We start from the raw sequence: 14,438 nt of genomic DNA, 5'->3' as shown, positions 1-14,438 counted from the left end.
CCGGGGCGTTTCCATCATGCGGCCGACCCCGGTCCACCTGTCCAATTCTTTGTCCCGCGTGCCCGAGGAATGGGACACGCTCAGCCGGCGGACGGTTCCGTACCTCCGCCGGGCACCCGGCTGAGGTGCAGGAATTCCCTCTGCCGGGGGTCCGCGCCGGAAGCTGTGCTGTCCCGCCCCTGCCCGTCCGGATCCCGGCCATACGGGGGTGTGACGTACGCCTCGGAAGACCTCCGGCACCGGCCGAACGTTTCGGCCCGCCGCCGCGTCGTAGGGGCGAACGCGTGAGGGGGTGGCTTGTGCTGCGCGGAAAGGCGCGCCGCGACCGGGGGGCGGAGTACGCCGCCGGTACGGACGGTACCGGCGGTGATCCGCTGGACGCGGCCCAGGAAAGCCGGGTGCGGGCGGTGCTCGCGCTCGGCGGGGTGCCGCAGTCGGACCTGCCGGACGGGGTGCAGCAGGTCCGGCTGCGGCTGCTGGAGCGGGCCGCGAGCGGGCGCGAGGCGCCGCGGGACGTGTCGGCGTGGGCGGCGGTGGTCGCCTCCAACCTGGCCATGGACTGGCACCGGGCCAAGCGGCGCCAGGAACGGCTGGGGGAGCGGCTGGCCGCGCTGCGCGCGCCCGCGCACGCCTCCGGGGAGGAGACCAGCCTGCTCTCCCTCGCCGTCGCCCGGGGTCTGGACGAGCTGCCGGCCGCCCAGCGGCAGGTGGTCGTGCTGCGCTTCTTCGCCGACCTGCCGGTGCGGGCCATCGCGGAGGAGCTGGGCATCCCGGAGGGCACGGTCAAGAGCAGGCTGCACACGGCGGTCCGCGCACTGCGCGACCGGCTGCACGAGGACGAGGTGGCGTGACATGACCGCCGGACACGAGGACGCGCGGGGCGCCGACGGCGCCGGACGCGCCGAGAGCGCCGGACAGCAGGGGGAACGGCACGGCGGGGAGTACGGCGGCATGGACGCCCTCATGGCCGCGGTCACCGGGGACCCCCTGCCGGAGGAGGCCCGGCGGGACCCCGCCTTCCTCGCCGCGCACCGGGCGGCCGAGGCCGACGTGGCCGTGCTGCGGGACCAGCTGGTGCGGCTGGCCGAGGCGCTGACGGCGGAGGGGAGCACCGGGGAGGCGCCCGGGGCGTCCCCGGACGCCGTCCCCGCCCCGCCCCCCGCCCGGCGCACCCGCGGCCGTGCCCGCCCCTCCGCTCCCACCCGGCCGGCCCGGCCGGGTCACCCCGGGCGGCCGGACAGATCCCGCCGGGCCCTGCGGATCGCGCTCGGCTCGCTCGCCGGCGCCGCGGCGTTCTCCCTGGTCCTGGGCTTCGGCTGGCTGGTGGCCCAGGGGGGTGGCCCCGGCGGGGCGGACGACAGCAGCGGGGCCTCGTCGGGAGCCAAGCGGCATACCGACGCGACGGGACAGGAGGCCGGGGCCGGCGGGCGGCCGGCGTACCCGGAGCGCGAGCTGGCCTGTTCCCGGCTCGTCGTGGAGGGGAGGGTGGCGCGGGTGGAACGGGCCGGGGACGTGCCCGGCAGCCGGGTCACGCTCACCGTGATCCGCTCCTACCGGCCCGCGCACGGCCCCGCCGAGGTCCGCTTCCTGCTCGGCGCCGGTGCCCGGCCGGCGCCCCGCGCGGGCCAGCACGTGCTGGTGCGGGTCGGCCGGGGCGAGCGGTACGCGGGACAGTGGGCCGTGGGTGACCGCGAGGTGGCGGCCGCGCGCGCCTGGATCACCGACGCCCTGCCCGGGTCCCGGGAGCTGACCTGCCCCTCGGGCGACGGCCCGGCCGGCTCCGCGGAGCCCACGGACCCGGCCGGGTGACGGCGGGCGGCCAGTGACACGCAGAAGGGGCGGGAGTCCGTCAGGACCCCGCCCCTTCCCCGTGTGCGTCACCCCGTTACGGCGTGACCTTCTCGATCTTCACGCTGCCGCTGCCCGCGACCGTGCCGCGCGCGTTCACGAGCTGGACCCGCCCGAAGAACTCACGGCCGGCCGGGGCCTCGGCGGCGGCCGTGACCTGGCCGGTCACCGTGGCCGAGTCGCCCGTGCCGAGCTTGACCGGGGCCGAGCCGTCGACCGTGACGGAGCCGAGCGCGGTCGAGAAGAACACGTCCCGGTAGTCGTAGTCGGTCGAGCCGGACGGGACGGAGTAGCCCACGACCTGGATGGTGTAGGTGCCGGCGGCCGGGGACGGTACGGACACCGCCTCCTCGGAGTCACCGTCGGCGGACTTGCCGACCTCCTTGCCGGACGCGTCGTACACCATCAGGTCCAGGTCGGCCGCGGTGTCCGAGACGCCCCCGATGGCGACGTCGAGCGAGGTCGCGCCGGCCGGGACCGTCACCGTGGTGGTCTGGGTCTCGCCTTCCTTGATGGCCGGGCGGGCGGTCTTGGCCGAGCCGAGCGGACCGCCGGTCAGCCTGCCGTCCAGCGCGGCGTAGGCGTTGGTCACCTTCCAGGACGCGGTGGCCGGGGTGCCCACCTTGGCCTCGGGCACGGTCACGGTCTGCGGGTCGAAGGCGGCGCCGAGGACGGTGACGTCCAGCCGGTAGGGGTTGTCGAGCAGCGGGGAGGTCCGCCGGGACTCGACCTCGACCTCCCAGACGCCGGGCTGCGGGGCGGCGTAGGAGCGCACGTCGGGCTTGCAGCCGTTGCCGTCCAGGTAGTTGTTGTAGCAGTACGGGGTCGAGGTGTTGTCGGACGGGACGCCGTACGGGTGGATGGCGATGAACCGGGTCTGGCTCTTGTCCTCCAGCCCGCCGATCGCGACCTCCAGCGAGGTCGCGCCCTCGGGCACGCTCAGGAAGTAGGAGCGCGTGCTGTTGCGCTGGACCGAACCGGACGCGGAGTACGTGTACTTCACCGGGGCCGCGACCACGACGGTGGACAGGATCTGCTTGTCGACGCCCTCGGTCCGCGGGTCGTCGACCTCCAGGATCGCGCTCTTGATGCCCTCGGACTTCGGGGCCGCCTGGACCTTGACGGTGACCGGCTGGTCCAGCGGCAGCCTGACGTCGTCGTCGCCGACGATCCGGAAGGTGCCGCCGGCGTCGTTCGCGAAGCGCAGCTCGTGCCGGACCGCCTTGTCCGGGCCGGACGTACGGGTGATCGTCACGTCGTACGTCTTCTTCTGGCCCGCCTTCAGACCGCCCTCGCGGTCGTACAGGCCGGTGCCGAAGCCCGGGGTCTTCAGGGCGTAGTCGATCGCGGTGTCGACCGGGGCCTTGACGGTGTACTCGTGGGCGGTGGCGCCGTCCCTGATGGCGTCCCACGCGTCCACGATGTCGATGAGGCCCGCGCCCTCCTCGTACGCCTGCACGCCCTTGATGTGGTGGGCGGTCGAGGTCAGCGCCGTGCGCAGCGCGGCGGGCGTGAGGTCGATGCCCTTCTGCTTGGCGGCGCTCAGCAGCAGCGCGGAGGCGCCGGCGGCCTGCGGGGAGGCCATCGAGGTGCCCTGGAGCATCGAGTAGCCGGCCGGCAGCGCGTAGCCCGCCTCGGCGACCGGGGAGCCCGGCAGCCAGGTCTGGGTGGTGTTGATCGCGGCGCCGGGCGCGCTGAGGGTCGGTGTGAAGCCGCCGTCCTCGCGCGGGCCGCGCGAGGAGAAGGGCATCATCGCGTACTTCGTCTCCACCGCCGAGCCGTAGTCGGCGGCCCAGGTCTCCTTGGAGACGGTCGCGCCGACGGAGATCACCTTGTCGGCGAGACCGGGGTCGCCGATGGTGTTGGCGCCGGGGCCGGAGTTGCCGGCGGAGATCACCAGCTGCACGCCGTAGGTGTCGATGAGCCGGGTGTACAGCTCGGCGCGCGCGTTGTTGCCGTCGTTCAGCGCGGGCAGGCCGCCGATCGACATGTTGACGATGTCGACCCCGCGCTTGGTGACGAGGTCGATCATGCCCTCGGTGAGGGCGACGTTGGTGCAGCCGCCGGTCCAGGTGCAGGCCCGCGAGGAGACCAGCTTGGCGCCCGGGGCCGCGCCGTTCATCTTCCCGCCGAACAGGCCGTTGGCGGCGGTGATGCCGGCGACGTGGGTGCCGTGCTCGGACTCGATGACGCCGATGTTGACGTAGTCGGCCTTCGCGCCGGTGGAGTTGTAGACGACGTCCTTGCGGGTCTCGACCACGAAGGGGACGCGCTCCACGACGTCCGTCGCGGGGTCGTCGGTGCCGAAGTACCCGACCTGGTAACCGTCCTTGTACGGCTTCATCGCCGCGTCGTCGGTGAAGTCCAGGTTGTCGTTGGTGTCGACGCGGACCGTGCCGGTGGCCGGGTCGTAGAGCACGCCCCAGGCGTCGGTGGTGTCACCGTCCCGGTTGAGGTCGCCCTTCTCGTCGCCTCCCGCGGTGGCGGACTCGTACATGTAGTTGAACTTGTACGAGCCCTCGGGCGCCGTGAACTTCTCGGTGCCCTGCGAGGCGGTGCTGATGGAGAAGGACGGACCGGAGACACCGGTGGTCATCCGCCGCCAGGTGCCGTCGCCGTCGACGACCGGGTCGGTCGCCGTCACCCAGTCGACGATCTTCCGCTCGCCGGTGGTGGTCTTCTGCAGGGCCGGGTGGCCGAGGTCGACGCCGGAGTCCAGGATGCCGATGGTGATGCCGCGGCCGTCCGCCTTCGGGTGGTCCTCGACGAAGTCGACGGCACCGGTCTCGAAGGACGGGTTGTACGGGTTCGCGGCCGGGGTCTTCTTCCCCGGCGCGGGGTACGTGCCCTTGCCCGTGGTGGTGGACTTCGCTCCGTTCGGCGCGGGGTCGTCCAGCGGGATCTCCTGCTTGAGGTCGATCGCCTGGACGGAGGAGAGCTTCGCGGCGGCGGCGATGGCCGAGTCCGCCCGGCCCGTCGGGACGGTGGCGCGGACGTAGCCGAGCTTGTCGTCGGTGCGGCCGACCAGGCCGCCCTCGACCGCGTCCAGCTGCCCGGCGACCCGCTCCGTCTGCCCGGGCGAGGTCGCGATCATCATCGTGACGTTCTTGTCGCCGTCGGCCTTGGCCTCGGCGAGCAGGGCGGCGTCGTAGGAGCCGAGCTTGTCGTGGGCGGACTTCACGGCGGGGTCGGCGGCCGGGGCGGGGGCCGGGTCCGCGGCGAGGGCCAGGGGCACGGGCCCCACCGCGGAGAGGGCGGCCACGACGCCCACGGCCACGGCTATGCGGGCCAGGCGTCTCGGACCGGGTATCGGATCACGCTCGGGCGTGTGGGTCATCGGCATCCCTCAGGTCAAGGAACGAGCGGACGGAGCGCTCAGCCTGGCCGAAAGGGTCGGTTTTTGGGGACCGTTGACCGAATCGAAATCAAGGTATGGGGAAAACCCGCGATGGATATGAGCGAAGTCGGCCGGTATCGTCCGGATTTCGCTCAACCCTCCTTCGAACGGGCGTAATGCCGGGAGGCCTTGGCCCGGTTGCCGCACGCGGCCATCGAGCACCAGCGGCGGGTGCCGTTGCGGGACGTGTCGAAGAAGTACAGGACGCAGCCGCCGCCGGCACAGGTGCGGATCCGCTCCGGAGCCCGGGTGAGCAGGTCCAGGTAGTTCCGGGCGGCCAGCCAGGCCGGGCCCCAGGCGGGGTCCGCGAACTCGGGCTCCTCGGCCGGGCCGCCGGCGGTGAGCCGGGCCCGGATGCGGCCGTGCTCCAGTACGGCGTCCACGAGCGGAGCCGCCCGCTGCGGTGACCCGTCCACGGCCGCCTTGACCGCCTCGCGCGCCGTGCGCAGATGGCGCAGCACCGCCGCGTCGGCCGGATGGGTTCCGGCCAGCTTGTTCGACGCGAGCCAGACCGCCAGCCCCTCGGTGTCCGCGAGCAGGTCCTGGATGACGCCGTCGCTGTTCCACCGGGTGTTGAGCAGGTCGAGCGCGAGCGGCTCTCCGGTGAGCGGGCGGGGGTCGCGGGCGCTGGACATCGGGCACTCCTCCTCGGCTAACCGGTCAAGCGTACGTGAGTGGTTGACTCTGCCGAGTCTAACCTTCTAACGTGCTCTACAAAGGTTAGAAATGCCCGGTGAGGGCACGCCGAAGGGAAGAGCCATGACCTTGAGCACCGGCCACACGGGCCTGAACGTCACCGACCTCGACCGCTCGCTCGCCTTCTACCGGGACGTCCTCGGCTTCACCGTGCTGGCCGAGGGCAAGGAGGACGACCGGCGCTACGCGTTCCTCGGCGACGGCGACGACCAGCTCCTCCTCACCCTGTGGCAGCAGGCGCGGGGGTCGTACGACAGCGGCCGGGCCGGACTGCACCACCTGGCCTTCACCGCCGACACGATGGACCGGGTCCGGGAGTACGAGACGGCGCTCAGGGCCGCCGGGGTGGAGTTCGCCCACGACGGTGTGGTCGCCCACCGGGAAGGCGCGTCCTCCGGCGGGATCTTCTTCCACGACCCGGACGGCACCCGCCTGGAGATCTCCGTCCCGCACGGCGCCGAGCAGGCCCCCGCCCCGCACGCGTCCGCCCCGACCTGCGGTTTCTTCTAGTCATGGGCGTGTTCCACGCGGGCTCGCGGGCCCTCCAGGACCAGACCGGCGTCCGGGACCGGGCCGACCACGTCGGCCGCTCCCTCGGCCAGGACATCAAGCCGGTCGCGGCGGCCTTCCTGGAGCAGCAGCCCCTGCTGATCGTGGGCGCGGCGGACCCGGGGACGGGAAGGGTGTGGGCCTCGGCGCTCACGGGAGCACCGGGTTTCGTCCGGGCGACGGGCCCGAGGCGGATATCCGTCGACGGAGACACCGCCCGGGCGTTCGCCACGACGGACCCGCACCCGGACGACGGCCCGCCACGCGTCGGCACCATCGCCCTGGACCCGAGGACCCGCCGCCGCATGCGCCTCAACGGCCGCCTCCACGCCACGGCGACCGGATTCACCGTGGAAGCGGACCAGGTCTTCTCCAACTGCCCGAGACACATCCAGCGAAGGGAGTCGTACGAAACGGTCGACCGCACCCCCGGCGCCCCCCGCCACCTCACCGAACTCGGCGAGGTGGAAGCCGGCTTCGTCCGGTCCGCCGACACCTTCTTCCTCGCCACCGTGCACGGGGCCGGCGCCGACGCCAGCCACCGCGGCGGCGACCCCGGCTTCGTCGAGGTCACGTCCCCGCGCGAGCTGACCTGGCCGGACTACCCCGGCAACGCCATGTTCCTCAGCCTCGGCAACCTGCGCGCCGACCCCCGCGCCGGTCTGCTCTTCCTGGACTGGGACACGGGCACCACCCTCCAGCTCACCGGCGAGGCCCGTACCGAGTTCGCCCGGGACGGCGCCCGTACCGTCCGCTTCACGCTCACCGAGGCCGTGTGCACCCCGGCCGCCCTGCCCCTGCGCTGGTCCGCGCCGGAGTATTCGCCCGCCAACCCGGACACCGCGCGCTAACGTCCGTCCATGCGACGGAAACTGAGGGTGGCGGCCTACGCCGTGTGCGTCCGCGACGGGCAGCTCCTGCTCGCCCGCTCGCCGGCGCCGGACGGCACGCCCGAGTGGGTCCTGCCCGGCGGCGGCATGGAGCACGGCGAGGACCCCTACGACACCGTCCGCCGCGAGGTCGGCGAGGAGACCGGCTACCGCATCGAGGTGACCGGTCTCCTCGGCATCGACTCCGCCCGCCACGTCCTGCCCGGCGGGCGCCCGCGCCGCCGCACCGACCACCACGGGGTGCGCATCCTCTACACGGGCGAGGTCGTGGGCGGTGAACTCCGCTACGAGGTGGGCGGTTCCACCGACCTCGCCGCCTGGCAGGACCTCGACGCCGTACCCGGGCTGACCCGGGTGCGACTGGTCGACACCGCGCTGCGGCTGTGGCGCGAACAGCCCCCGCACGGACACCTGGAGGACGTGGCCCTACCCCGGCAGTTGAACGAGGAGTGACCGGTCCCGGTCCACCGGCGATCCGCTCCATGACCGCGCCCGGTAACCCGTGATCCACGTACGGTGATTGGCGCCGCGCGTTGCGACCACGTTCACGCGCAGGTCATCCCCGGTGCCAACGATCCACAGTGAGCGGGACGTTCGCGTCCGTGACGGCCCGCGACCACTGCCGACGCGTTCGCACTCGGGGAGACCGCGCATGTCGCGCATACGCTCTGTCGCCACCTCCGCCGCGGGGGTCAACCGCCGTACCGTCCTCGCCGCCGCCGGAGCGGTCTCGCTCTCCGCGGGCGTCGGCTACGCCCTGCGCCCGGCCGGTGGCGAGCCCGTCACCGCCGCCGAGGAGCCCGTCGCCCACAGCGGACGGGCCTTGGCCGCCCCGCTCGCCCCCTACACCAAGGGCACGACACTCGCCTCCGTCGCGGCCCCACGCAACAGCTCCGGCTACCGCCGGCTCGGCGACGGTCCCGGCTGGAAGCGGGTCGTACGCGACGAGCTGGCCACCCCCAGGGCCGGCCGCGCGGGCCGCCGCCGGGCCCTCGCCGCGTTCGTGCAGTTCACTGACATGCACCTGACGGATGTGCAGCACCCGCTGCGCGCCGAGTTCGTGCGCGCCGCCGACCCGCACGCCTGGCGCCCGCAGGAGGCGCTGACCGTGCAGGGTGCCATCGCCTTCGTCGAACGGGTCAACGCGCTGCGCGGCGGGCCCGTCACCGGCGCTCCGCTCCACTTCGTCATGACCACCGGCGACAACACCGACAACAACGCGCTGTCCGAGCTCGAGTGGTACATGAAGGTGATGAGCGGTGGCCGCTTCGCCCCGAACTCCGGTGACCCGGCGCACTACGAAGGCGTGCAGAACAGCGGCCTGAAGCTGTACTGGCAGCCCGGCGCCGCCCTCCGCGACAACGACAAGGCGCTCGGCTTCCCGCACCTGGACGGGTTCCTGGCCGCGGCGATCCGCGAGGTGCGCAGCCCCGGCCTGAAGCTGCCCTGGTACTCCACCGTCGGCAACCACGACATGCTCCAGCTCGGTGTCTACGGCTCCCACGGCGACCCCTACCTGGCCGAGGCCGCCATCGGCGGCCGGAAGCTGATGACCGTCTCCGCCGCCGAGGCGAAGAAGTTCCGGGACACCAACAAGAACGCCCGGGACCCGCGGGGCACCGGCTACCGGGACTTCCTCAAGGCCCACGCGCGCGCCATGCGCTCCGTCACCCCCGACGAGAAGCGGGCGCCGTACACGCCCGCCGACTACCTCAAGGCCCACCTCGACCCCGCCCACCAGGGCGTCGGCCCGGTCGGGCACGGCTACTCCTCCGCGAACCTCGACGCCGGGACCCAGTACTACTCCTTCCGCATCTCCGACGACGTCATCGGGATCAGCCTCGACACCAACGACGCCGGCGGCCACTTCGAGGGCTCCCTCGGCACCGCCCAGCTCAACTGGCTGGACAAGACCCTGAAGGACAACAAGGACTCCTACGCCGTGGTCTTCAGCCACCACACCAGCACGACCATGACCAACACCCGCCCGGACCCGGCCCGCCCCGGCGAGCGCCGGCACACCGGCCAGGAACTGGTGGCCCTCCTCTCCCGGCACCGCAACGTGCTCGCCTGGGTGAACGGCCACGTCCACAAGAACGTCATCACCCCGCACGCGGCCTCCGGCGGCCGCTCCTTCTGGGAGATCTCCACCGCCTCGCACATCGACCACCCCCAGCTCGCCCGCGTCGTCGAGCTGGTCGACAACAAGGACGGCACGCTCTCCGTCTTCACCACCCTCATCGAGTCCGCGGCCCCGCACCGCACCGACTTCGCGGACCTCTCGCAGACCGGCCTCGCCGCCCTCTACCGCGAGCTGTCCTTCAACGCCCCGGGCGCCAGCACGACGTTCGGGGGCAAGGCGGCCGACCGGAACACCGAGCTGGTGCTGAAAAAGAGCTGATATTCACTCAACCGGAGTACACCCGGGCAACCTTCGCACAACACTCCCGGGTCCCTCCCCCCGACCGCACCGGCACACCACAGGTTGGGGAAGACATGCGCGCACGCACAGCTCTGGTGGGCGGCACCGCCCTGCTCCTCGCGGCGGCCCTCGCGGGGCCGGCCGTCGCGGCCGGCCCCGCACCCCACGAACGCACCCGCGAGGCCGTCGAGGCGGCGGTCGAGGCCGGCGTCCCCGGCGCGACCGTCACCGCGCGGGACGGCCACGGCGTCTGGTCCGCCACCGCGGGCGTGGGCGACACCCGCACGGGCGAGCCGCGCTCGCCCGCCGACCGTTTCCGCGTCGCCAGCATCACCAAGACCTTCGTCGCCACCGTCCTGCTCCAGCTGGAGGCGGAGGACCGGCTCTCGCTCGACGACCCGGTGGACCGGTGGCTGCCGGGCGTGGTGCGCGGCCACGGCCACGACGGCCGCCGGACCACCGTCCGGCAGCTGCTGAACCACACCAGCGGCATCCACGACTACCTTGCCGACCCCGGCTTCAGCTCCGCCTACTTCACCAAGGACGGCTTCTTCCGGCACCGCTACGACACCCTCACCCCGCGGTACCTGGTGGACCTCGCCATGCGGCACGCGCCGGACTTCGCCCCGGGCACCTCCTGGCGGTACTCCAACACCAACTACGTCGTCGCCGGGATGGTGATCGAGAAGGTGACGGGCCGGTCGTACGCCACCGAGATCGACCGCCGGATCATCGGCCCGCTGCGCCTGCGGGCGACCTCCCTGCCCGGGACCAGGGTCACCCTGCCGCGGCCGGGCAGCAGAGCGTACTCGACGTTCAGGGTCCCCGGCGGCCCGGCGTACGACGTCACCGACCTCAACCCGTCCATGGCCTCCTCCGCCGGGGAGATGATCTCGGACGCCGCCGACCTGTCCCGCTTCTACGGCGCCCTGCTCGGCGGCCGGCTGCTCCCTGACCGGCAGCTGAAGGAGATGGAGACCACCGTCGCCACGCAGGCCGACTCCCCGCACATCCGGTACGGCCTCGGGCTCATGAACACCCGGCTGAGCTGCGGCGTCCGCGTCTGGGGCCACGACGGCGGCATCCACGGCTCGGTGTCCGAGGCGGCGTCGACGGCGGACGGCCGGCACTCGGTGGCGGTCAACTTCAACGGGGACTGGGCCGGGGACACGGTGGACGTGCTGGAAAAAGAGTTCTGTTAGCCAACGTTTCGTCCGCTTAGCGCCGCGTTAACGCGCACGCCATGTCCGTACCGCCTCATATCGGCTAACCCGCTGTTCACGGGGATGGCTCGATTTTGTGCAAGGCGGGTGGTCGTGTGCGCGCGAGGCACGGACTGCGTGTGCTGTCGGTCTACGAGGGCTTCTTCTCCGGAGGCGCCCGGATCGTGCACTCCGACGTCGTTCTGGGACTGGCCGAGGGCGGCCAGTCCCACCAGGTACTCAGCATCCACGGCGAGGTCCACCGCGAGGCCACCCGGCAGCGCATGGAGGACGACGCCTGCTACCGGGCCCTGACCGCGGGCGGGGTCGGCGTCACCTCGCTCGGCCGCACCGCGGGGCTGGTGGACGGCACGGTCGCGGCGAACGTTTTCAGCGGGCCCGAGCTGGCCGAAACCGCGCGGGCCATGGCCGCGGCGGACGTGATCCTGTCGCTGAAGGAGCAGCCGCTGGCGCTGTTGAACCAGGCCGGGCTGCCCCGCCGCCCGGTCGTGGTCTGCCTGCACCGCTCCGACCCGGAGAACCAGGGCCCGGCGCTGGCCGAGCTGAAGGCCGCGATCGCCGACGGCACCGTGGTGGCCTGCGTGTGCTGCGCCGAGTCCACGCGGGACGCCTACGCGGCGGCCGGCGTCCCGCGCGAGCTGCTGCACGTCATCCCCAACGGGGTGGACCTGCTCCGCTTCCGCCCGGACCCGGCCGCCCGGACGGCGTTCCGCGCCTCCCTGGGCATCCCGGCCCCGGCGCCGGTGACCGTCTTCGCCGCCCGCTACGCCGCGATGAAGAACGTGCCGCTGTTCCTGCGCGCCGCCCGCGCCTGGCTCGCCCGCGAGCCCGAGGGGCACGTCCTGATGTGCGGTGCGGGCATGACGGACACCAACCCGGCGCTGTGGGCCGACCTCGAGGTCGCGTTCGGCGCCGACCGGCACCTCGCGGAGCGGGTGCGGTTGCTCGGCGTGCGCCCGGACATGGAGACCGTGTACGCCGCCGCCGACGTCGTCGCCCTCACCTCCGCCTCCGGGGAGGCGGCGCCGCTGTGCCTGATCGAGGGCATGATGTGCGGCGCGGTCCCGGTCACGACGGACGTGGGCGACAGCGCGCGGATCGTCCGGGGCCACGGGTTCGTGACCCCGCAGGACCCCGAGGCCATCGCCCTGGCCTGGTCGGCGGCGGTCGCCGACCGCGCCGTACTGGCCCCGGCGCTGGCGGCGAGCCGCGAACGCTTCAGCCGCACGCGCATGATCGCGGCCTACGCCGCCCTGCTCGCGGGCGTGCACACGGCGGCCTCGCGGCTGCCCGAGCCGCTGTAGCGGTTCACGACACCCGGCTGAGCACCGGCAGGTAGCCGAGGGACTGCCCCGGTGCCGTCGGGTGGTAGGAGTCGGTGATCGACAGCACGTCGACACCGCGCAGCCAGGGCCGCGACGAGCAGATCTCGTGCCCGGCGAAGGCGGCGGTGACGTCGGCGAAGACGAACCCGTGGGCGGTGGCGCGCCGGGCGATCACGGCGTTGAGGTGGTCCACGGCGTCGTTCAGCGTGGCGCGTTCGCCGTCCGGCAGGCCCAGCGCGCAGGCGCCCTGGAGGTGGTACAGGTGCGGGTAGCCGAGCACCACGACCCGGGCGGCGGGGGCCCGGTCCCGGATGGCCGAGTAGAGCCGGTCGAGGCTGCCCGCGAGGGACCCGTCCATCGTGGTGCGGGCCCGGGAGACGGCGGACAGGCACCCCTTGGCGCCGCCCAGCGCGCAGTTCGCGATGACGGAGACGAAGCCCGTGTCGCTGCCGCCGACGGTGAGCGTGACCAGCCCGGTGCGGGGGCTGAGGTGGCCGAGCTGGTCGGCCAGGACGTCGTCGGCGCCGGCGCCGTTGCACGCGGCGAAGGTGAAGGAGGCCGGCGCGTGGGCCTCGGCCCACAGCACGGGGAAGGCCCGGCTGCTGCGCTTGCACTCCTTGCCGGAGTCCAGGTAGTCGCCGGCTCCGGCACCGGAGGAGTAGGAGTCGCCGAGGGCCACGTAGCCTCCGGTCACGGTACGCGGCGCCACTTGCGCCCTCGCGGGGCCGGCGAACGCGCACGCGGCCGCGAGGAGGAGGGAGCACGCGCCTGCCGCTATTCGGGGGTGTCTCATGACTCTCCTCTACCGTGGCCCGCCCCCGCCCCGCCCGCCCTGCTCGTCCGTTCCGGTGACTCCTCACCCGTCCGGCGCAGGAAAACAGGAGGGAGCGGGCGGCCTCGCTACCGGGGCAGCACCACGACGTACGCCGCCGGGTCGCGGTCCCCGGACGCCATCAGCGCCGTCCGCACCACCGCGGCCTGCTGCTCCAGGGAGTCCCGCAGTTTCCTGGGCGTGATGTACACGACCGTGATGCCGAGGCGTTCCAGGTGCTCGCGCTTGCGGGCGTACTCGGACCACAGCGCGTCGTCGTCCTGCCCCTGCCCCTGCTCCTGTCCTTGGCGACGGCCCTGCCGGGGCGCGCGGGTGTCGAGTTCGACGGCGACGGCCTGGTCCGGCCAGTAGGCGTCCAGGCCGCCCAGGTGCGGACCGCCGGGCAGGCGCAGGTCGACGTTCCAGACCGGGTCGGGCAGCCCGTACTCGCGGACCATCCGGTACAGGCGGTCCTCGGCGACCGAGCGGCCCTCCGCGAGCAGCGCGTCCACGGCGTCCACCACGTGCGGGCGGTTCAGCAGCTTGGCGAGGGTCAGCTCCCGGACGACCGCCGCCGGTTCGCAGTGGCCGCCGCGCACCGCCTCGGTGAGCAGCCGCCGTACCTCCTCCGCGTCCGTCAGCTCCGCCACCGCGTCCGCCAGCGCCCGGGGCACCGGCGCCACCGGCAGACCGGTCACCGTCTGCGGGACGGGCAGGGCGGAGGTGCGCAGGACGCGGACGTAGCGCGCGGAGCGCAGCCGGCGCTGGCGCGGGACCAGGACGTCCACGTGGTCCAGGCCGGTCAGCGCCGGGGTGGACGAGAAGCCGTGCAGGGTCAGCGCCGCCAGTCCGGTGAGCACCGCCTCCTGGTACTGCGGCCGGTGCGGGCTGCCGGCCGTCGGCTGGACCGGGACGCCCGGCTCCGTCGCGCGGGCCGCGTACAGCAGGGCCCCGTGCAGCCGCTCCTCGCCGGTGGGCGGGCCGGGGTGCAGCAGGATCACGTGCGGCAGGAGTTCCCGCCAGGGGCCGCCGGGCCGGCACTGCTCGGCCAGCTCGGCCGTCGGCACGCCGTGGGCGCGCAGCTGGGCGGCCGTCAGGACGCGGCGGTGGACGTCGGAGAGGTGGCGGAGGGGGCGGGGGGAGAGCGGGGTGTTGTGGGTCATGGCCTCGGGATTCCCGCGCCCGGTGCGGACTGTAACCGCTGTTACACGCTCGTCGAGAAATGCGGACAAGAAGGGACTAAAGGTCAGGTGTTCGGATGCCGAGTAGGCCAGCAA

Annotated in this window: 12 protein-coding genes; 8 read left to right on the top strand and 4 right to left on the bottom strand. The window is 73.4% G+C overall.

The annotated features are described in order from the left end of the window. The first annotated feature begins 299 nt into the window (after positions 1-299). Together ACZ5DC_RS08575 and ACZ5DC_RS08570 are read left to right on the top strand one after the other, a co-directional pair. On the top strand, positions 300-851 hold the full coding sequence (locus ACZ5DC_RS08575; protein ID WP_468651282.1) for an RNA polymerase sigma factor: 552 nt from the start codon (positions 300-302) through the stop codon (positions 849-851). Between the two features lies 1 nt (position 852). After that, positions 853-1,809 carry a hypothetical protein gene (locus tag ACZ5DC_RS08570; protein ID WP_468650694.1) on the top strand — a complete coding sequence of 319 codons (957 nt, stop codon included), beginning with the start codon at positions 853-855 and terminating at the stop codon, positions 1,807-1,809. Between the two features lie 76 nt (positions 1,810-1,885). Here ACZ5DC_RS08570 and ACZ5DC_RS08565 read toward each other — a convergent pair whose 3' ends face one another. After that, entirely contained in the window at positions 1,886-5,185 is a 3,300-nt protein-coding gene (locus ACZ5DC_RS08565; protein WP_468650692.1) for a S8 family serine peptidase, read from the bottom strand. Positions 5,186-5,337: 152 nt separating this feature from the next. Then, positions 5,338-5,880 (bottom strand): CGNR zinc finger domain-containing protein, encoded by a 543-nt coding sequence (locus ACZ5DC_RS08560; RefSeq protein WP_468650690.1) that lies wholly within the window; start codon positions 5,878-5,880, stop codon positions 5,338-5,340. Positions 5,881-6,004: 124 nt separating this feature from the next. Here ACZ5DC_RS08560 and ACZ5DC_RS08555 point away from each other — a divergent pair, with 124 nt between their 5' ends. The 6 genes from ACZ5DC_RS08555 to ACZ5DC_RS08530 all read left to right on the top strand — a co-directional run bounded on the left by ACZ5DC_RS08555 (position 6,005) and on the right by ACZ5DC_RS08530 (position 12,329). Then, on the top strand, positions 6,005-6,451 hold the full coding sequence (locus ACZ5DC_RS08555) for a VOC family protein (protein ID WP_468650688.1): 447 nt from the start codon (positions 6,005-6,007) through the stop codon (positions 6,449-6,451). Positions 6,452-6,453: 2 nt separating this feature from the next. Continuing rightward, positions 6,454-7,341, top strand: a complete 888-nt coding sequence (locus ACZ5DC_RS08550) for a pyridoxamine 5'-phosphate oxidase family protein (RefSeq protein WP_468650686.1) — start codon at positions 6,454-6,456, stop codon at positions 7,339-7,341. A 27-nt stretch (positions 7,342-7,368) separates the two neighbouring features. Then, the gene (locus ACZ5DC_RS08545; RefSeq protein ID WP_366750614.1) at positions 7,369-7,833 is read left to right on the top strand and encodes an NUDIX hydrolase; all 465 of its coding nucleotides are present in this window, start codon (positions 7,369-7,371) and stop codon (positions 7,831-7,833) included. Between the two features lie 199 nt (positions 7,834-8,032). After that, positions 8,033-9,781: a TIGR03767 family metallophosphoesterase gene (locus ACZ5DC_RS08540; RefSeq protein WP_468650684.1), complete on the top strand. Its 1,749-nt coding sequence runs from the start codon at positions 8,033-8,035 to the stop codon at positions 9,779-9,781. 95 nt (positions 9,782-9,876) lie between these two features. Next, a complete protein-coding gene (locus ACZ5DC_RS08535; RefSeq protein WP_468650682.1) occupies positions 9,877-11,004 on the top strand; it encodes a serine hydrolase domain-containing protein in 1,128 nt (375 codons plus the stop codon). Between the two features lie 140 nt (positions 11,005-11,144). Further along, positions 11,145-12,329 carry a glycosyltransferase gene (locus ACZ5DC_RS08530; RefSeq protein ID WP_468651280.1) on the top strand — a complete coding sequence of 395 codons (1,185 nt, stop codon included), beginning with the start codon at positions 11,145-11,147 and terminating at the stop codon, positions 12,327-12,329. Between the two features lie 4 nt (positions 12,330-12,333). Here ACZ5DC_RS08530 and ACZ5DC_RS08525 read toward each other — a convergent pair whose 3' ends face one another. After that, on the bottom strand, positions 12,334-13,143 hold the full coding sequence (locus ACZ5DC_RS08525) for an SGNH/GDSL hydrolase family protein (protein ID WP_468650680.1): 810 nt from the start codon (positions 13,141-13,143) through the stop codon (positions 12,334-12,336). A gap of 107 nt (positions 13,144-13,250) precedes the next feature. After that, positions 13,251-14,324 carry a hypothetical protein gene (locus ACZ5DC_RS08520; RefSeq protein WP_468650678.1) on the bottom strand — a complete coding sequence of 358 codons (1,074 nt, stop codon included), beginning with the start codon at positions 14,322-14,324 and terminating at the stop codon, positions 13,251-13,253. Positions 14,325-14,438: the final 114 nt, after the last annotated feature.

This window comes from Streptomyces sp. NPDC031445, from assembly GCF_055581365.1.
The sequence above is the reverse complement of the archived record's forward strand: the minus strand, read 5'-3'. Positions and strand labels throughout refer to the sequence as shown.

Bases quoted from the DNA above. Each gene is read 5' to 3' on its own strand.
- ACZ5DC_RS08570 (WP_468650694.1), top strand. From the start codon at position 853: ATGACCGCCGGACACGAGGACGCGCGGGGCGCCGACGGCGCCGGACGC.
- ACZ5DC_RS08565 (WP_468650692.1), bottom strand. From the start codon at position 5,185: ATGACCCACACGCCCGAGCGTGATCCGATACCCGGTCCGAGACGCCTG.
- ACZ5DC_RS08560 (WP_468650690.1), bottom strand. From the start codon at position 5,880: ATGTCCAGCGCCCGCGACCCCCGCCCGCTCACCGGAGAGCCGCTCGCG.
- ACZ5DC_RS08555 (WP_468650688.1), top strand. From the start codon at position 6,005: ATGACCTTGAGCACCGGCCACACGGGCCTGAACGTCACCGACCTCGAC.
- ACZ5DC_RS08550 (WP_468650686.1), top strand. From the start codon at position 6,454: ATGGGCGTGTTCCACGCGGGCTCGCGGGCCCTCCAGGACCAGACCGGC.
- ACZ5DC_RS08540 (WP_468650684.1), top strand. From the start codon at position 8,033: ATGTCGCGCATACGCTCTGTCGCCACCTCCGCCGCGGGGGTCAACCGC.
- ACZ5DC_RS08535 (WP_468650682.1), top strand. From the start codon at position 9,877: ATGCGCGCACGCACAGCTCTGGTGGGCGGCACCGCCCTGCTCCTCGCG.
- ACZ5DC_RS08525 (WP_468650680.1), bottom strand. From the start codon at position 13,143: ATGAGACACCCCCGAATAGCGGCAGGCGCGTGCTCCCTCCTCCTCGCG.
- ACZ5DC_RS08520 (WP_468650678.1), bottom strand. From the start codon at position 14,324: ATGACCCACAACACCCCGCTCTCCCCCCGCCCCCTCCGCCACCTCTCC.